Source organism: Lentzea sp. CA-135723 (assembly GCF_050936595.1).
GTDB lineage: Bacteria > Actinomycetota > Actinomycetes > Mycobacteriales > Pseudonocardiaceae > Lentzea.
This window is the reverse complement of record NZ_JBNJMK010000001.1, coordinates 7,077,252-7,093,404: the sequence shown is the minus strand read 5'-3', so window position 1 is coordinate 7,093,404 and position 16,153 is coordinate 7,077,252. Positions and strand designations below refer to the sequence as shown.

The window sequence follows — 16,153 nt, the reverse complement described above, 5'->3', positions numbered from 1 at the left end:
CTACTGAGAGTAGAGGGGCGTCTTGTATGGAGAATCGTCACGCTCAGTGCAGGCCGACGGTGAAGCCCTCGTCGATGACGCCGCGGTAGATCTGCGGGGCGAACGTCCGCAGCGCCTGGTCGATCGGCGCGATGAACCCAGCCGAGTCGCCGAGCGGCAGCCGGTAGCCGTTCTGCACGCGGTGGAACTCCCACATCGGTTCCATCGTCGGGTGCGCCGGCCGGAACCGCTGCGGGTCGCGCGGGTGCAGGTCGACGCGGACCAGCGTGCGGCGGACCAACGCGTCCGCGAGCTGCACGGCGCGCTCCTGCGTGCGGGAGATCGAGATGGCGCCCAGCTCCTGCCAGCCCACGGCCCACGGCATGCCCTGCGGGTCGTCCAGCCGGATGCCCTGCTGCTCGATGATCAGCTTGCGCGGCCGGGAGATGGTCTTCCACTTCACGACGGCCATCACGCCGATGAACGTGAACGCGATGCCGATGACGGCCGCGATGCTGCCGCCGACCGGTTCGCCGTCGAGGAACGCCGTCACGGCGCCGACCAGCGCGAGGACGCCGAGGATCCCGGCGACCGAGCCGCCGATCAGGACTTTCCGGGTGTCGCTCTTGCCGAGGTCGACGACGACGGGTGGAGGCGGTCCCCAAGCGGTCATGGCCGCAGGTTACCGCTGATCAACTGCTCGGCCGCCGCGAACGGGTCGAGTTCACCCTCGACGACGCGCTTCGCGAGCTGGTCGACTCCGCCGAACCGGGTGCGCACGCGTTCGACCGCGATCGCCTCGATCTCGGCCCCCGCGCGCCGTAGCCGCCGTTCGTGGAGCTCGCCGTGCTCGGCCATCCACGCGTGGTGCTCGCCGATCGCCTCGACTACCTTGTCCAGGCCCTCGCCCCGCGCGGCCACGGTCTTCACGACGGGCGGACGCCAGAGCGGGCCCTCGCGGTCGCGCCGGCCGAGGGAGATCATGTACTTGAGGTCGCGGGCGGTCTGGTCGGCGCCGTCGCGGTCGGCCTTGTTGACCACGAACACGTCGGCGATCTCCAGGATGCCCGCCTTCGCGGCCTGGATGCCGTCGCCCATGCCCGGCGCGAGCAGCACGACCGTCGTGTCGGCGAGCGCCACGATCTCGACCTCGGACTGGCCGACGCCGACGGTCTCCACCAGCACGACGCCGAAGCCCGCGGCGTCCAGCACCCGCAACGCCTGCGGGGTCGCCCAGGAGAGACCGCCGAGGTGACCGCGGGTGGCCATCGAGCGGATGAACACGCCGGGGTCCGTCGCGTGGTCGCCCATCCGCACCCGGTCGCCCAGCAGCGCGCCGCCGGAGAACGGGCTGGACGGGTCGACGGCGATGACCGCGACCTTCTTGCCCTGCTCGCGGAAAGCGCGCACGAGGGCGTTGGTGGAGGTCGACTTGCCGACTCCCGGGGCACCGGTCAGGCCGATGACCTGCGCCTTGCCCGTGTGGGGTGCGAGCGCGGCCGCCACCTCGGGCAGCGCCTCGCTCGCCTGTTCCACCAGGGAGATCAGCCTGGCGACCGCGCGCGGCTCGCCGTCACGCGCGCGGTCGACCAGTCCTGGTACGTCAACAGCTTTGGCCACAGCCGAGGAGGTTAGGCCTTGGACGGCACGCGGATGATCAGAGCGTCGCCCTGACCACCACCACCGCACAGCGCCGCGGCACCCACGCCGCCGCCGCGCCGCTGCAGCTCGAGAGCGAGGTGCAGGGCGATGCGGGCGCCGGACATGCCGATCGGGTGGCCGAGCGCGATGGCGCCGCCGTTGACGTTGACCTTGTCCTCGGAGATCCCGAGCTTCTTGGTGGAGACGATGCCGACGGCCGCGAACGCCTCGTTGATCTCGATGAGGTCGAGGTCGGCGGGGTCGATGCCCTCCTTGGCGCAGGCGGCCCTGATGGCGTTGGACGGCTGCTCGTGCAGCGAGGCGTCGGGGCCCGCGACGACGCCGTGGGCGCCGATCTCCGCGATCCACTCGAGGCCCAGCTCCTCGGCCTTGGCCTTGCTCATCACGACGACCGCCGCGGCACCGTCGGAGATCTGCGACGCCGAACCGGCGGTGATCGTGCCGTCCGCGGCGAACGCCGGGCGCAGCTTGCCGAGGGTGTCGGTGGTCGTGTCGCCGCGGACGCCCTCGTCGGTGCTGAAGAGCACCGGGTCGCCCTTGCGCTGCGGGATCGCGACCGGCGCGATCTCGGCCTCGAACACGCCGTTCTCGGCGGCCTTCGCGGCGAGCTGGTGCGACCGCGCGGAGAACGCGTCCTGCTCCTCGCGGGTCACGCCGTAGCGCTCGTTGTGCTTCTCCGTCGAGACGCCCATGGCGACCTGGTCGAACGCGCAGAACAGGCCGTCGTGCGCCATGTGGTCGAGCATCGTGACGTCGCCGTACTTGAACCCGCCGCGCGACTTCGGCAGCAGGTGCGGCGCCTGCGTCATCGACTCCTGGCCACCGGCCACGACGACGTCGAACTCACCGGCGCGGATCAGCTGGTCGGCCAGCGCGATGGCATCGATGCCGGACAGGCAGACCTTGTTGATGGTCAGCGCCGGCACGTTCATCGGGATGCCCGCGGCCACGGCGGCCTGGCGGGCGGGGATCTGGCCCGCGCCGGCGGTGAGCACCTGACCCATGATCACGTACTGCACCTGCTCGGGGGCGACGCCCGCGCGTTCCAGTGCCGCCTTGATCGCGACGCCACCCAGCTGGGCGCCCGAGAAGTCCTTGAGCGATCCCAGCAGTCGGCCCATCGGGGTGCGCGCCCCGGCGACGATCACGGAACCGGACACAACTGCCTCCATTGGAAGAGCGAACGGTCGTTAACTAGGCACCATACCGGCGCTTACTGGGCGGTAATCGTGTGAGACCCCGCACAGGGACACCTGCACCGATCAGGTAGCTACCCTTCGCCGTTATGAACGCAGACATCGCTCGATTCGTGACCGCGATCGACCATGTGGGCATCGCCGTACCTGACCTCGACGTCGCCATCGCGTTCTACCGCGACAACTTCGGCCTCGAAGTGGCGCACGAAGAGGTGAACGAGGAGCAAGGTGTCCGCGAGGCGATGCTGCACGCGCCGGGCGACGCCGCCGGGACCGCGATCCAGCTGCTGGCTCCGTTGAACGAGGACTCCACGATCGCCAAGTTCATCGGCCGGTCCGGGCCCGGCCTGCAGCAGCTCGCCTACCGGGTGTCCGATGTGGACGTCGCGGCGGACGCACTGCGGGCGAAGGGGCTGCGGTTGCTCTACGACGCGGCGCGGCGCGGGACGTCCGACAGCCGGGTGAACTTCGTGCACCCCAAGGACGCGGGTGGCGTGCTCATCGAGCTGGTCGAGCCTGCTGCGTCAAAGCACTAGCGACGAAGTTCAGCTCTCGGTCGATCGGATCCTCCTCGTCGCTGTGCCTCGCCACCGAGTGCCGGTAGCTGACGGCGAGCGCGAGGAGGGCCGCGGCGGCTTCGACGTCCTTGACCGCGACGTCCGCCCCGCCCGCGGCGAGGATGACCTGCTGGATCTGCGCGGCGACGTTGTCGTAGCGCGCCCGCATCGCATCTCTGACGGCTGAGTGCGTGTCCGCCTCGCGCCAGAGCAGGTGTGAGAGCAGCGGAGAGGCGTTCAGGCGTGCGTCCAGGGCGGCGACGAGCCTCCTCAACGACTCCGCGACGTCCCCCGCGACGACGACCCGGCGGTGGTCGACCGTGCTGTCCGGCAGCCTCGCGACGAGTGCGGCGAGCAGGTCCTTCTTGCGGTTGAAGTAGTAGTGCACCAGGCCTTTGGGCACGCCGGCGCGTTCGGCGATCTTCGACGTCGGGGTGGCGTCGAAGCCTCCGTCGGCGAAGAGCTCCTCGGCCGCGGTCAGGATGCGTTCCTTGGCCGAATCCTCCACGCGTTCGCCTCCATGAGTGCGTGGGCCCAAGAAAGCTCCTGGGCCCACAGGTTTGCCTGCCTGATCAGTGCGGTTGTGCCGCGGCCGAGTGCGCGGCGTTCGCGGAGGGCATCGCCAGCGCCCCCGCGGCCACGGTGAGCACGCCACCGGCCCAGGAGACCCACGAGGCCGCCATCAGGTCGCTGTAGCCCATCACCCACGGCGAGATGAACAGCAGTGCTCCGAGCACCACCTGCACGTACTCCCCGTAGATCATCGCGGGCCTGGCGAGGTCGACGAGTCCGTCGACCGCGATGAGCGCGCCGAGCACGATCATCGTCCACATGGCCGCGTTCGAGGTGTCCACGACGAGCGGAGACAGCAGCACCAGAACACCGATCGCCACCTCGGTCCAGTCCTGCCACCTGGTCCACGCCTTGGTCATCTCCACCACCTCCTCCTTGTCGGACACCTCAATGCTCCTCCTTGGTTGGCCGCCCGGTCAACTCTTCCGAGTGGAATCCCTCACAAGCAGGATTCTGAATCGGTTACTACTGAGTAACCTCCGGCAACCTGCGACTATCCCTCACTAGGGAAGGAATGCCGCCGTGCAGAAGATCCTTGACGCGATCCTGGCCGACGAGCTGGACGCGATCGGTTCGTTGGACGTTCCGGAGAGCTATCGGGGCGTGACCGTGCACGCGGACGAGGCCGAGATGTTCTCAGGCCTTGAGACGAGGGACAAAGACCCTCGCAAGTCGCTGCACGTCGACGAGGTCGCCACGCCCGAGCTCGGGCCCGGCGAGGCGCTGGTCGCGGTGATGGCGTCCGCGATCAACTACAACACCGTCTGGACGTCGATCTTCGAGCCGGTGTCGACGTTCGGCTTCCTGAAGAAGCTGGGCGGCAAGCACCACCTGCCGTACCACGTCGTGGGCTCGGACCTGGCCGGTGTCGTCGTCCGCGTCGGTCCCGGCGTCACGGCGTGGAAGCCGGGTGACCGGGTCGTGGCGCACTGTCTGGACGTGCCGCTGGAAGCGCCGGACGGGCACAACGACACGATGCTCGACCCGCAGCAGCGGATCTGGGGTTTCGAGACGAACTTCGGTGGCCTCGCCGACCTGGCCCTGGTGAAGTCGAACCAGCTGATGCCGATGCCGCGCCACCTCACGTGGGAGGAGGCCGCGTCTCCCGGTCTCGTGAACTCCACGGCGTACCGGCAGCTCGTGTCGACCAACGGCGCGAACATGAAGCAGGGCGACACCGTGCTGATCTGGGGCGCGTCCGGCGGGCTCGGTTCGTACGCCACGCAGTTCGCGCTGAACGGTGGCGCGACGCCGGTCTGCGTCGTCTCGTCGCCGGAGAAGGCCGAGATTGTTCGTTCCATGGGCGCCGAACTGATCATCGATCGTTCGGCGGAGGGCTACAAGTTCTGGAAGAACGAGCACGAGCAGGACCCGCGGGAGTGGAAGCGGTTCGGCGCTCGCATCCGCGAGCTGACCGGTGGCGAGGACCCGGACATCGTGTTCGAGCACCCCGGCCGGGAGACGTTCGGCGCGTCGGTGTTCGTGGCGCGCAAGGGCGGCAAGATCGTGACGTGCGCCTCGACGTCCGGGTACATGCACCAGTACGACAACCGCTACCTCTGGATGAACCTCAAGCACATCCTCTCCTCGCACTTCGCGAACTACCGCGAGGCGTGGGAGGCGAACCGGTTGATCGCCAAGGGAAAGATCCACCCGACGGTGTCCAAGGTGTACTCAATGGACGAAACGGGACAGGCCGCGCACGACGTGCACCGCAACGCACACCAGGGCAAGGTCGGCGTGCTCTGCCTTGCGCCGGAAGAAGGTCTTGGTGTGTTGGATCACGAACTGCGCGCGAAGCACCTCACAGCTATCAATCGATTCCGGGGTGTGTGACCTTCCGGGGTTACCCGAACGGGTAGCGTGAGGGGCATGGGCCTCGCCGACGACCGTGACCTCGTCCCACTGGGATCCGGCTTCGACATCGTCAAGCGCGGTTACGACCGCGCCCAGGTCGAGGATCATCTCGAACGCCTCGACTCGGACCTGCGGCTGCTCGCCGCGGACCGCGATGCCGCCGTGTCCCAGACGTCAGATCTGGCGCGCCAGCTGGAAGCCGCCCGCTCGGAGATCACCGAGATGCGCAACCAGGTGGAGCGCCTGTCACTGCCGCCGACGACGCTGGAGGGGCTCTCCGAGCGCCTCCAGCGCATGCTGCGGCTGGCCCAGGACGAGGCCAACGAGATCAAGGCGCGCGCCGAGGCCGAAGGCGGCCACATCCGCGCCAAGGCGGAAGCCGACGCGGGCGTTCTGCGCCAGCGCTACGAGACGCTGATCGCCGAACTGGACGAGCGCCGCGCCGCGATGGAGGCCGAGCACAAGGGCGTCCTGGAGACCGCGCGGTCCGAGGCCGAGAAGATCGTCTCCGAGGCCGAGGGCGCCGCCCGCAAGATCGCCGACGAGTCCGAGCAGCGCCGCGTGACCGTCGAAGAGGACTTCGAGATCGCGATGGCCGCCCGCCGCTCCGAGGCCATGGCCACCCTCGCCACCCAGGAGGCCACCTCCAAGGGCGAGGCGGACCGCCGCATGCGCGAGGCAGCCGAGGAAGCGGCCCGCGTCCGCGCTGCCATCGCTCAGGAGCAGACCACCTCGAAGTCCGACGCCGAACGCCGCGTCCGCGAGGCCACCGAAGAGGCCAACCGCCGCCGCCACGACTCGGTCACCGAGGCCACGGCCCGCATCCAGGAGGCCACCGACGAGGCGAACCGCCGAGTCCGCGAGGCCACCGAGGAAGCCAACCGCCGCACCACCGCCGCCACCCAGCGCGTCGACCAGCTGCGCAACCTCCGCAACCGCCTCTCGCACCAGCTCCACAACGTGCGCACGGCCCTGCAGGACGTCGTGCCGCTGCTCGACCCGGTGGAGGAGGAGAAGGCCTCGGCGGCGGTCCCGCCGGCGCAGGCAGGTCCGGCAGCTCCGGCGCAGGTCCCGCAGCCGCCCAAGGCCCCGCAGCCGTCTCAGGCACAGGCGCCTGCCAAGCCCGCGGCTGCGCAGGCAGCACCTCCGCAGGCTCCGGCTCCCGCGCAGCCCACCCAGGCAGCGCCTCCGCAGGCCGTTCCGGCACCGCCCGCCGGTCCGACCAAGCCGACCCAGGCACCTCAGCTGGACGGGCCGACTGCCAAACTCGCTCGCCCGCAGACGGCCAAGAAGCCCTGACCGCGCCTCAGACCGTCACCTCGTAGATCGCCGGCATCGGCATCGCGCGCCACGACTCGAAGTCCGCGTGCCGTCCCACCGCGACCAACGCGCGGGACAGGAACGTCCCGTGCGACCCCACCAGCACGGTCGCGTCCGGGTACTCGACCCCGATGCGTGCCAAGGCGTTCCCGGCGCGCCTCGTGAGCGCGTCCAGGCTCTCCCCCGCCCCGTGCACCCACGACGGGTCGGCCCAGTTGCGCGCGCACAACACCTCCCAGTCCGGTGTCGGCAGGAACCCCGGCTCCCACTCCCTCAGCTCAGGCCACGTGACCACCGGGAGTCCCAGCGCGTCGGCCGCGGGCCGCACCGTCTGCACCGCTCGCGCCTGCGGGCTGGACAACACCGCCGCCGGCTCGTACGACACGAGACTCGACACCAACTCACCTGCCGCTTCCAGACCGGCGGGTGCGAGCGGCCGGGTGTCCTCGTCGGGCTCGCCGAAGCGCGGCGGGACGGATTGCGCGTGGCGCACCAATACGATTCGCGTGGGCACAACTCACATCTTGGGGGAACAGGATGTTCGTGAAGTCGCTGGGTGAGGACGGCGCCGAGCTGCGGCCGCTGGAGCCGTGGCAGGCCGAGGAGTTCTTCGCGCACATGGAGCGCGGGCGGGACTTCGTCGGCGAGCACATCGGGTTCGCCGACGCCGCGAAGGACCTGGAGAGCGCGCGCAGGCTGTTGCAGGGGTACGCGGACAAGGCCGCGGCCGACGTCGGGCGGATCTACGGGATCTGGCTCGGCGACAAGCTCGTCGGCGGCGTGTTGTTCCGCATCATGGACATCCCGCAGGGGCGGGCCGAGGTCGGGTGCTGGCTCGAGCCGTCCGCCACGGGGCGTGGGCTGGTCACGCGGGCGGCGAGCGTGCTGATCGACTGGGTGATTCGCGAGCGCGGCGTGCATCGGGTTGAGTGGATGGTGTCGTCGCGCAACGAGAACAGCATCGCGGTCGCGCGGCGGCTCGGGATGAGCAGGGACGGAGTGTTGCGCTCGCACCACGAGTACCGCGGGGTCCGGCAGGACCTCGAGGTGTGGTCGGTGCTGGCGCCGGAGTGGGAGAGCCGATGAACGACCTGGTGCTGCTGCACGCCTTTCCGCTCGACGCGCGGATGTGGGACGTGCCGGGCGCGCTGACGCCGTCGTTGCGCGGGCACGGCGAACCCGACCTCGCGACGGTCGCGGACCAGGTGCTGCAGGTGCTCGACGAGCGAGGCCTCGACCAGGTGCTGCTCGGCGGGTGCTCGATGGGCGGGTACGTGGCGATGGCGTTGCTGCGGCGGGCGCCGGAACGCGTCAAGGGCCTGGTCTTCGTCGACACCAAGCACACCGCGGACGCGCCGGAGGCCGTCGCGAACCGGCACGCGATGGCGGACCGCGCCGAACGCGAGGGCGTCGGCGAGTGGCTCGTCGAGGCGATGCTGCCGAACCTGCTCGGGCCGGACGCCTCGGACACGGCACGCGCGTCGGTGCGCACCATGATCCTCGAGCAGAAGGCCGAGGACGTGGCGTGGTGGCAGCGCGCGATGGCGCGGCGGCCGGACTCGACGGACGTGCTGGAGTCGCTCGACGTCCCGTCCCTGGTGCTGGTCGGCGAGCACGACAAGATCACGCCGCCGGACGTGGCCGCGAAGCTCGCCGTGACGCTGCACCACTCCACGAGCGAGCGCATCGAGAACGCCGGGCACCTGCCGCCCGTCGAGCAGCCCGCCGAGTTCCGGGCACGGCTCGAGCGGTGGCGCGAGCAGGTCGGCCTCTAGCTCGGGGTCCAGCGGCAGAACCGGGTGCTGAGGCGCTGCTACCAGCGGCGCGCGGTCGGGCCACGCCGGCCGCGCGAGTCCCAGCACGCCTGGTGCCAGTGCCTGCGTTCGTCCACCGAGCCGGACTCCTGCGCGGGCCACGCCACCACGTGCGCGACGCCGGGGCGGATCTCGTGGTCGCAACCGGGGCAGCGGTAGGTCTTCTGCGCCTGCGCTCCCGAGATGGCGCGGACCAGCCACTCGCCGTCCGGACCCGACTCGGCGCGCGCCCAGCCGACACCGCCCCCGAGGGGCCGGGGTTCTTCTGGCTTGGGACTGTTACGACGAGGCACGGCGACAACGGTAATCGCTCGTAGAATCAGCCCGTGCCGACCTACGAGTTCCGTTGCCGAACCTGCGACGACACCTTCGACGTGCAGCGCCCGATGAGCGAGTCCTCGTCGCCCGCGAACTGCCCGGAGGGCCACCCCGACACGGTGAAGCTGCTGTCCATGGCCGGGATCGGCGGCATGCAGGCCGCGCCCAGCGGCGGCGGTGGCGGGTGTTGTGGCGGAGGTTGCTGCAGCTAGGACCGCTTAGGTCAGGCCGTCTCGCGTTCGATCATCACTTCGGCGATCTTGCGGCCCTGGTCGCAGACGCTGCCGAACTTGCCGGTCGAGTCGATCACGATGATGCCGAGCCCACCGCCGTTGTAGGGCAGCGCGACCACGCAGGACGGTTCGACGTCCTGCTCGCCCGTGCGGTCGAGGTACGAGACCTTGTGGCTGTTGATGTCCCACTCACCGCTGGTGCGCTCGATCGTGATCTGCTTGCCCTCGCGGACGCGCAGGGAGACGCCGACCTCGACGTTGTCGATCTTCGTCGTCCACCGGCACGACTCCTCGAACGTCGAGTCGTAGTTGATCTGGGTGGGCGGCGTCTCGGCCTTGGTGCCGGGGTAGGGCAGGTCGGTCCACTTGAGCTTGGCGCAGGTGGGCGTGATCTCACCGTCGATCGGCGCGGTCCCGGGGTCCTCCGGGTCCACCGACTCGCTCGGGTCGGTGCTCGGGTCCGACTCCTGGTCGAACGGCGAGGCGGCGTCGAGGACCGGTTGCGCGACGGGACTGCCCTCAACGGTCGCCTTGGCGCAGCCAGAAGCGAGCACGAGGACAGCCAACAGGAGCACCAGTCGACGCATGGCGCCCACGATGCCAGACGCGACATGGTGCCCCTGTGAGCGACTCACGAGTAGTCGCGGAACCCCTTGCCCGTCTTGCGGCCGAGCCGACCGGCCGTGACCAGGTGTTCCAGCAGCGGTGCCGGCGCGAACCCGGGCTCGCGGAACTCGTTGTAGAGCGTCCGTTGGATCGCCAGCGACACGTCCAGCCCCACGACGTCGAGCAGCGCGAACGGTCCCATCGGCAGGCCGCAGCCGACCTTCATGGCGTTGTCGATGTCGTCGGCCTCGGCGTAGTGGGCCTCCAGCATCCTCACCGCGTCGTTGAGGTACGGGAAGAGCAGCGCGTTCACGATGAACCCGGCCACGTCACCGCAGTGCACGGGGTGCTTGCCGAGGTCGAGGCAGATCTTGCGCGCCGTCGCCACCACGTCGGCACTGGTGGAGATCGTCTCCACGACCTCGACCAGCTTCATGACCTGCGCGGGGTTGAAGAAGTGCAGGCCGACGACGTCCGCGGGCCTGCTCGTGGCCGCCGCGACCTCGATGACGGGCAGCGAGGACGTGGTCGTCGCGAGCACCGCACCCGGCTTGCACACCTCGTCGAGCGCCGCGAAGACCTCCTTCTTGATCCCGATCTCCTCGGCCACCGCCTCGACGACCAGGTCGCAGTCCGCGAGCTCCACGAACTCCACCGCGGGCGAGATGCGGGCGAGTGTCGCGTCGCGGTCCTGTTCGCTCAGCCTGCCCTTGCTGACCGCGCGCTCCAGCGACTTGCGCACCAGGCCGATCGCCGCCTCCGCCTTGTCCAGGCTGCGCGCCCTGAGCACCACGTCGTACCCGCGCTTGGCGAACACCTCGGCGATGCCGGTGGCCATCGTGCCGGTGCCGATGACGCCGACCCGTTGGACCTCCCGGGTTTCCGCGGCCGTGTCCACTTCGGACGGAGTGTGCGCGTCCTCCACGACGGTCGGCGAGTCCGGCCCGTCGTAGGTGTAGAACCCGCGCCCGGTCTTCCTGCCCTTGAGACCCGCCGTGACCATCTGCTTGAGCAGCGGAGCCGGCGAGTGCAGCCGGTTGCGCGACTGGTGGTACATCGTGTCGAGGATCTCGTACGCCGTGTCGAGACCGATGAGGTCCAGCAGCGCCAACGGCCCCATCGGATAACCGCAGCCGTACCGCATGGCCGCGTCGAGGTCCTCCCGCGTGGCGTACCTGGACTCCAGCATCTTCACCGCGTGGTTGAGGTACGGGAACAGCAGCGCGTTCGCGATGAACCCGGCCCTGTCGCCGATCACGACCGGCGACTTGCCCAGGCGCTCCGTGAACGCGACCACGTCCGTGATCACGTCCGGCTCGGTGACCACCGTGCGGACGACCTCGACCAGCTTCAACACCTGCGTGGGGTTGAAGAAGTGCAGGCCGACGACCTTGCCGGGACGCTTCGTCACGACACCGATCTCGGTGATGCTGAGGGACGAGGTGTTGGACGCGATGATCGCCTCCGGCCCGAGGATCGCGTCGAGCTGCCTGAAGACCTGGGTCTTGAGCTCGACGTTCTCCGGAACCGCCTCGATGACGAGGTCGCAGTCGGCGAGGTCGCTCAGGTCCAGACTCGTCGCGACCTGGGCGTGGAGTGCGGTCTTTTCTTCCTGGGTGAGCTTTTCGCGCTTCACGGCCCTGGCGGTGGAGTGCTCCAGGTGGTCCTGGCCGCGCTCGATGCCCGCCGCGTCCGCTTCGACCACCTTGACGGTGAGGCCGGTGCGCGCCAGTACCTCCACGATGCCCGCGCCCATGGTTCCGAAGCCGACGACTCCGACGGTGTTGATCTCACGCGCCACTGGGGCCTCCCTGCCGGGGTTCTCGCCTTGGGCATATCGATGGCTACCAAGGAGTAACTTGCGGGCGACTATGCCACTCGCGGCGGGTGGTGGCGTCGTGAGCTTCGCCATCGGGATCGAAACAGTTATCGGTCTAGGAGGGGCTGCGGCTGGGGGTTTCGCCTGGTGAACCCGTGTGGGGGAATACGGTGGTTAGGCCGATTGTGGGGGTCACCTTGAGTTGGTGGTTGCGTTGGGGGCAAAGACTTTGACGAGCCGGGTCGTTTCATCGCCGCTTCGCGTCGATAGAGATTGGGGCTTGACTTCGGGGCCCTTGCGAGGCGCTTGTCGGACCGGAAAAGGCCGGGCTGAAAAGAGGCCCGGCCGAGCCACAAGTGGTAGCACCTCGCACCCAAAGTCAAGCCCCAATCTCTTCGCGTGCGTGGCTGAGTTGGGTGGGAACGTCACCACACCGGTTTTACGGCGGTGAGAGGGAAGGACGCCTCGCCTTCGGCATTGCGTTGGGTCTTAGCTGGGCTCGGCTGCGCCATCGCCCTGAGCGCGCGCTCGGTCGGGCTCGCCTTCGGCTTCGCGTTCACCTAAAGCCATTGGTCCATCACATCCTGACCTCGCGCTCGGCTCACCTCGGCCGGCGGCTCAATCCGCCCGACTGCGCTCCCACCCGCCTTCCAATCCAGCCGCCTTCCAGTCCCGCCCGGCTTCCAATCCCGCCCTGCCCGCCTCATCTCACTGCTCCTCGTCCTGCCCCGGCCCGGCCGTTGTCAGTCGTCGAAGCCCCTTTCAGCCAGCTCTTCGATTCGGCGCACTGCTTCGGCCGCGTCCTTGCCCGTGGCGGTGACCGTGATGGACTTGCCGCCTGGGGCGCTCAGGCCCATCAGGGCCAGGACGCTGGCCGCGTTGGCCTCTTCTGTGCCGTAGCGGATGGTCACGTCTGCGTCCAGTTCTGCCACCGTGCGGGCCAGCAGGGCTGCAGGGCGGGCGTGCAGGCCCACTTCGTTGGTCAGCTTCACCTCGGTTTGCACGGCGTCGTCCTGGACCAGGTGCAGGGCTGGGCGGTCGGACGTTGTTGTTGTGGTGGTTGGGGATTCTGCTGAGGCGCCTTCTGCTGTGGTGGCCACGTCCTGCAGGGCGGCGCCGCCCTGGGCCGAGACGGCTGCTGCCACCGCGCCTTCGACCAGAGGGGCGTCCACCACCGCGTAGCGGGTTGGGTCGTCGGCCGACTCGACGGCCATCTCCGCCGTCATCTTGGCGCTGCCCAGGTCGTAGAGGACCACTACGCCTGCTCCCGCGTCGGCGTCGGTCAGGGCCTCCACCACCGCGTTGTAGTCGGTGCCGAGGGCGCCTTCTTCGGTGCCGCCCACTGGGATGACCGTGGTGTCTGGGGCCATCTGGGTCGCCAGTTCGGCCACGCCGTTGGCGAGCATGTCGCTGTGGCTCACGACTACCAGGCCCACTCTGGGATTTGTGGTCATGACTTGGCTGCCGTGTCTGCGAAGGAGCGGAGGAGGAGGGCCGTTGACCTTGCTCCCGGGTCCATGTGGCCTGCGCTTCGCTCGCCCAGGTAGGAGGCTCGGCCCTTGTGGGCGACCATCGGGACCGTTGAGTTCGCTCCTTCTGCTGCGGCGTCCGCTGCTGCGCTGAGGGCTGCTGCCACCGTGCCTTCGGCGCGGAAGGCTGCTGCTACGGCAGGCGTTAGGGCGTCGACCATGGTTTTGTCGCCCACTGCGGCTTTGCCTCTGGCTATTACGCCGTCGAGGGCTGCCTGGAGGGCTTTGGCCACCCTGTCGCAGTCGAGTTCCTGGGTGTCGCCCACCGCTGAGGCCGCGCGGAGGAAGGCTGTGCCGTAGAGGGGGCCCGCTGCTCCGCCCACGGTGGAGATCAGGGTGGTGGCGACCAGTTTGAGGACCTTGCCCGGGGTTTCCGGCGGTTCTGCCTCCAGGCGGGCCAGCACGGCCGTGAAGCCTCGTTTCATGTTCTCGCCGTGGTCGGCGTCGCCGATGGCCTGGTCCAGGCGCACCAGTTCGTCGCGGTGCTCCTGGATCACGGCCGCTGCCGCTCGTACGGCCGTGATCACGTCAGTCGCCGTGCAACCCACTTCAGACTCCCCATCGCAGTGCGGGCGTGTGGACGGGTGCGTCCCAGAGCTCGACCATCTCGTCGTCCAGGCGGAGCAGGGTGAGGCTCATGCCCTGCATCTCCAGGCTGGTGATGTACGGGCCGACCAGCCTGCGCTCCACCGTGATGCCGCGGTCCGCCAGCAGTTGTTCGACGATGCCGTGGGCCAGGTACAGCTCGATCAGCGGGGTGCCGCCCATGCCGTTGGTGAAGAGCAGGACTCGGTCACCCGAGGCGAACGGCAGGTCGGACAGGATCGGTTCGAGGAGGGCGGAGACCATTTCGGACGCCGTGCCGGCCGGGACCTTCTGCCTGCCCGGCTCGCCGTGGATGCCGATGCCGATCTCCATCTCGTCGTCCGCCAGCTCGAACGACGGCTCGCCCACGTGCGGCACCGTGCACGCGGTCAGCGCCAGGCCCATCGAGCGGACGGACGCGATCACGCGCAACGCCAGCGCCTCGCACGCCGCCAGGTCGGCGCCTCGTTCGGCTGCGGCACCCACGATCTTCTCCAGCAGTACGGTGCCGCCCACGCCTCGGCGGCCGGCCGTGTAGAGCGAGTCCTTCACCGCCACGTCGTCGTCGATCACGACGGATCTGACCTCTGTCTCGGCCAGTTCGGCCGCCATCTCGAAGTTCAGCACGTCGCCCGTGTAGTTCTTCACGATCAGCAACGCGCCCGCGCCGCCGTCGGTGCGCGCGACCGCGTCGACCACCTGGTCCGACGTCGGCGACGTGAACACCGGGCCAGGGCAGGCCGCGGAGAGCATGCCGCGCCCGACGAACCCGCCGTGCAACGGTTCGTGGCCCGACCCGCCGCCCGAGATGAGCGCGACCTTGCCGGCGACCGGTGCGTCGGCACGCACGATCACCGCCGGGTCGTAGTGCACGCTCAGCAGATCGGAATGGGCGGCCTGCATGCCCCGAAGCGCGTCCTGCACCACGGTTTCCGGATCATTGATGATCTTCTTCATCGAACAGCCCCTTCCGATCGCCGGTGACCGTGTTCCTTCTTACTCCGGGGGTCTGACACTCGGAACGGGCAAAGGACACCGTTACCGTTAGGCTGCCCTAACAAATGCTGGTCAACATCACGTTCCGTAGTGGAGGAACAACGTCGTGTCCAAGAGAGCCGCACTGCTCGTGGCAGTCGCCCTGACCCTGACCGCGTGCTCCAGCACGCCGGACAAGCCGACCGTCGCCCAAGGTGGCGAGGACTTCGGCAAGGCGTACGAGCTGAGCAACGGTTTCGGCACGACCTCCAAGCCGGGCGAGTTCCCCCGCACGGTCAAGCACGCGATGGGTGAGACCAAGCTCGAGAAGAAACCCGAACGGGTGGTCGTGCTCGACACGGGCGAGCTCGACAACGTCGTGGCGCTCGGCATCAAGCCCGTCGGCATCGCCTACCCCGACGGCGCCCCCGCCATGCCGTCCTACATCGGCGACAAGGGCGGCACGCCGGAGAACGTCGGCAGCACCAACAACCTCAACCTCGAAGCGATCACCAAGCTGAACCCGGACCTGATCCTCGGCTCGCAGCTGCGCGCGGAGGCCCTCTACCCGAAGCTCGCCGCGATCGCCCCCACCGTGTTCAGCGTGCGCCCCGGCTACGTGTGGAAGGAGAACTTCCTCCTCAACGCGGCCGCGCTCGACCGCCAGGCCGACGCCGCGAAGATGCTCGAGGACTACACGAAGAAGGCCACCGAGACCGGTGACGCCGTCGAGAAGAAGCTCGGCGTGCGCCCCACGGTCACGGCGCTGCGCTTCATGCCCGGCCGCATCCGCCTGTACGCCAAGAAGTCGTTCATCGGCACGATCCTGATCGACGCCAAGATCGGCCAGCCGACGCCGTCCCAGGTGGACGACCTGGCCGCCGAGGTCAGCGCGGAGGAGATCGGCAAGGCCGACGGCGACTTCATCCTCTACTCCACCTACGGCGACCCGGCCAAGACCGCGCAGGCGTCCGTTCTCGGCGGTCCGTTGTGGACGAAGCTGAACGCCGTCAGCACGGGCAAGGCCAAGCCGGTGCTCGACGAGACCTACTTCCTCGGTCTGGGCGTGCTCGCCGCGAACGTGGTCCTGGACGACATGAAGAAGCAGCTGGGCGTCTAGAAGAGCCGGG

The 16,153-nt window shown here is 69.2% G+C and carries 19 protein-coding genes; 7 read left to right on the top strand and 12 right to left on the bottom strand.

Annotated features, from left to right (window positions below; translation table 11 throughout):
• Nucleotides 1-43: 43 nt before the first annotated feature.
• Genes ACQEU1_RS33240 through ACQEU1_RS33230 form a run of 3 tightly spaced genes read right to left on the bottom strand, consistent with a single transcriptional unit; the run spans nt 44 to nt 2,801 of the window.
• On the bottom strand, nt 44-652 hold the full coding sequence (locus ACQEU1_RS33240; protein WP_433210222.1) for a hypothetical protein: 609 nt from the start codon (nt 650-652) through the stop codon (nt 44-46).
• The gene (gene meaB / locus ACQEU1_RS33235) at nt 649-1,599 is read right to left on the bottom strand and encodes a methylmalonyl Co-A mutase-associated GTPase MeaB (RefSeq protein ID WP_433210220.1); all 951 of its coding nucleotides are present in this window, start codon (nt 1,597-1,599) and stop codon (nt 649-651) included. Before meaB ends, ACQEU1_RS33240 begins: the two co-directional genes overlap by 4 nt.
• Before the next feature lie 11 nt (nt 1,600-1,610).
• Nucleotides 1,611-2,801 carry an acetyl-CoA C-acetyltransferase gene (locus ACQEU1_RS33230; protein WP_433211930.1) on the bottom strand — a complete coding sequence of 397 codons (1,191 nt, stop codon included), beginning with the start codon at nt 2,799-2,801 and terminating at the stop codon, nt 1,611-1,613.
• A 125-nt stretch (nt 2,802-2,926) separates the two neighbouring features.
• On the opposite strand from ACQEU1_RS33230, the gene mce reads away from it, so the two are divergent.
• Nucleotides 2,927-3,373 carry a methylmalonyl-CoA epimerase gene (mce, locus tag ACQEU1_RS33225; RefSeq protein WP_433210218.1) on the top strand — a complete coding sequence of 149 codons (447 nt, stop codon included), beginning with the start codon at nt 2,927-2,929 and terminating at the stop codon, nt 3,371-3,373.
• On the opposite strand, the gene ACQEU1_RS33220 is transcribed toward mce, so the two are convergent.
• Nucleotides 3,336-3,902 (bottom strand): TetR/AcrR family transcriptional regulator, encoded by a 567-nt coding sequence (locus ACQEU1_RS33220; RefSeq protein WP_433210216.1) that lies wholly within the window; start codon nt 3,900-3,902, stop codon nt 3,336-3,338. The genes mce and ACQEU1_RS33220 overlap by 38 nt on opposite strands.
• 64 nt (nt 3,903-3,966) lie before the next feature.
• Nucleotides 3,967-4,326 carry an SPW repeat protein gene (locus tag ACQEU1_RS33215; protein ID WP_433211927.1) on the bottom strand — a complete coding sequence of 120 codons (360 nt, stop codon included), beginning with the start codon at nt 4,324-4,326 and terminating at the stop codon, nt 3,967-3,969.
• A gap of 163 nt (nt 4,327-4,489) precedes the next feature.
• Here ACQEU1_RS33215 and ccrA point away from each other — a divergent pair, with 163 nt between their 5' ends.
• Complete coding sequence (gene ccrA / locus ACQEU1_RS33210) at nt 4,490-5,803, top strand: crotonyl-CoA carboxylase/reductase (RefSeq protein WP_382444991.1); 1,314 nt, start codon at nt 4,490-4,492, stop codon at nt 5,801-5,803.
• Between the two features lie 36 nt (nt 5,804-5,839).
• Nucleotides 5,840-7,123 carry a chromosome segregation protein gene (locus ACQEU1_RS33205; protein WP_433210213.1) on the top strand — a complete coding sequence of 428 codons (1,284 nt, stop codon included), beginning with the start codon at nt 5,840-5,842 and terminating at the stop codon, nt 7,121-7,123.
• 7 nt (nt 7,124-7,130) lie between these two features.
• Here the strand turns inward: ACQEU1_RS33205 and ACQEU1_RS33200 are convergent, their stop codons facing one another.
• On the bottom strand, nt 7,131-7,658 hold the full coding sequence (locus ACQEU1_RS33200) for a histidine phosphatase family protein (RefSeq protein ID WP_433210211.1): 528 nt from the start codon (nt 7,656-7,658) through the stop codon (nt 7,131-7,133).
• A gap of 23 nt (nt 7,659-7,681) precedes the next feature.
• Between ACQEU1_RS33200 and ACQEU1_RS33195 the strand changes: the two genes are divergently transcribed.
• Together ACQEU1_RS33195 and ACQEU1_RS33190 are read left to right on the top strand one after the other, a co-directional pair.
• Entirely contained in the window at nt 7,682-8,230 is a 549-nt protein-coding gene (locus ACQEU1_RS33195) for a GNAT family N-acetyltransferase (RefSeq protein ID WP_433210209.1), read from the top strand.
• Entirely contained in the window at nt 8,227-8,919 is a 693-nt protein-coding gene (locus tag ACQEU1_RS33190; RefSeq protein ID WP_433210207.1) for an alpha/beta fold hydrolase, read from the top strand. Before ACQEU1_RS33195 ends, ACQEU1_RS33190 begins: the two co-directional genes overlap by 4 nt.
• A gap of 38 nt (nt 8,920-8,957) precedes the next feature.
• On the opposite strand, the gene ACQEU1_RS33185 is transcribed toward ACQEU1_RS33190, so the two are convergent.
• On the bottom strand, nt 8,958-9,251 hold the full coding sequence (locus ACQEU1_RS33185) for a hypothetical protein (protein ID WP_285646468.1): 294 nt from the start codon (nt 9,249-9,251) through the stop codon (nt 8,958-8,960).
• Nucleotides 9,252-9,284: 33 nt separating this feature from the next.
• Here ACQEU1_RS33185 and ACQEU1_RS33180 point away from each other — a divergent pair, with 33 nt between their 5' ends.
• Entirely contained in the window at nt 9,285-9,488 is a 204-nt protein-coding gene (locus tag ACQEU1_RS33180; RefSeq protein ID WP_433210205.1) for an FmdB family zinc ribbon protein, read from the top strand.
• An 11-nt stretch (nt 9,489-9,499) separates the two neighbouring features.
• Here the strand turns inward: ACQEU1_RS33180 and ACQEU1_RS33175 are convergent, their stop codons facing one another.
• From ACQEU1_RS33175 to dhaK, 5 genes are all read right to left on the bottom strand, one after another.
• A complete protein-coding gene (locus tag ACQEU1_RS33175; RefSeq protein ID WP_433210203.1) occupies nt 9,500-10,096 on the bottom strand; it encodes a DUF3558 family protein in 597 nt (198 codons plus the stop codon).
• A 44-nt stretch (nt 10,097-10,140) separates the two neighbouring features.
• Nucleotides 10,141-11,916, bottom strand: coding sequence for a 3-hydroxyacyl-CoA dehydrogenase family protein (locus tag ACQEU1_RS33170; protein WP_433210201.1), 1,776 nt, complete (start codon nt 11,914-11,916; stop codon nt 10,141-10,143).
• A gap of 761 nt (nt 11,917-12,677) precedes the next feature.
• Entirely contained in the window at nt 12,678-13,388 is a 711-nt protein-coding gene (gene dhaM / locus ACQEU1_RS33165; protein ID WP_433210199.1) for a dihydroxyacetone kinase phosphoryl donor subunit DhaM, read from the bottom strand.
• On the bottom strand, nt 13,385-14,011 hold the full coding sequence (dhaL, locus tag ACQEU1_RS33160) for a dihydroxyacetone kinase subunit DhaL (protein ID WP_433210197.1): 627 nt from the start codon (nt 14,009-14,011) through the stop codon (nt 13,385-13,387). Before dhaL ends, dhaM begins: the two co-directional genes overlap by 4 nt.
• Before the next feature lies 1 nt (nt 14,012).
• Entirely contained in the window at nt 14,013-15,005 is a 993-nt protein-coding gene (gene dhaK, locus ACQEU1_RS33155) for a dihydroxyacetone kinase subunit DhaK (protein ID WP_433210195.1), read from the bottom strand.
• A 145-nt stretch (nt 15,006-15,150) separates the two neighbouring features.
• Here dhaK and ACQEU1_RS33150 point away from each other — a divergent pair, with 145 nt between their 5' ends.
• Nucleotides 15,151-16,143 (top strand): ABC transporter substrate-binding protein, encoded by a 993-nt coding sequence (locus ACQEU1_RS33150; protein ID WP_433210193.1) that lies wholly within the window; start codon nt 15,151-15,153, stop codon nt 16,141-16,143.
• Nucleotides 16,144-16,153 lie beyond the last annotated feature (10 nt).

Bases quoted from the DNA above. Each gene is read 5' to 3' on its own strand.
- ACQEU1_RS33240 (WP_433210222.1), bottom strand. From the start codon at position 652: ATGACCGCTTGGGGACCGCCTCCACCCGTCGTCGTCGACCTCGGCAAG.
- mce (WP_433210218.1), top strand. From the start codon at position 2,927: ATGAACGCAGACATCGCTCGATTCGTGACCGCGATCGACCATGTGGGC.
- ACQEU1_RS33215 (WP_433211927.1), bottom strand. From the start codon at position 4,326: ATGACCAAGGCGTGGACCAGGTGGCAGGACTGGACCGAGGTGGCGATC.
- ACQEU1_RS33205 (WP_433210213.1), top strand. From the start codon at position 5,840: ATGGGCCTCGCCGACGACCGTGACCTCGTCCCACTGGGATCCGGCTTC.
- ACQEU1_RS33195 (WP_433210209.1), top strand. From the start codon at position 7,682: ATGTTCGTGAAGTCGCTGGGTGAGGACGGCGCCGAGCTGCGGCCGCTG.
- ACQEU1_RS33190 (WP_433210207.1), top strand. From the start codon at position 8,227: ATGAACGACCTGGTGCTGCTGCACGCCTTTCCGCTCGACGCGCGGATG.
- ACQEU1_RS33175 (WP_433210203.1), bottom strand. From the start codon at position 10,096: ATGCGTCGACTGGTGCTCCTGTTGGCTGTCCTCGTGCTCGCTTCTGGC.
- dhaM (WP_433210199.1), bottom strand. From the start codon at position 13,388: ATGACCACAAATCCCAGAGTGGGCCTGGTAGTCGTGAGCCACAGCGAC.
- dhaK (WP_433210195.1), bottom strand. From the start codon at position 15,005: ATGAAGAAGATCATCAATGATCCGGAAACCGTGGTGCAGGACGCGCTT.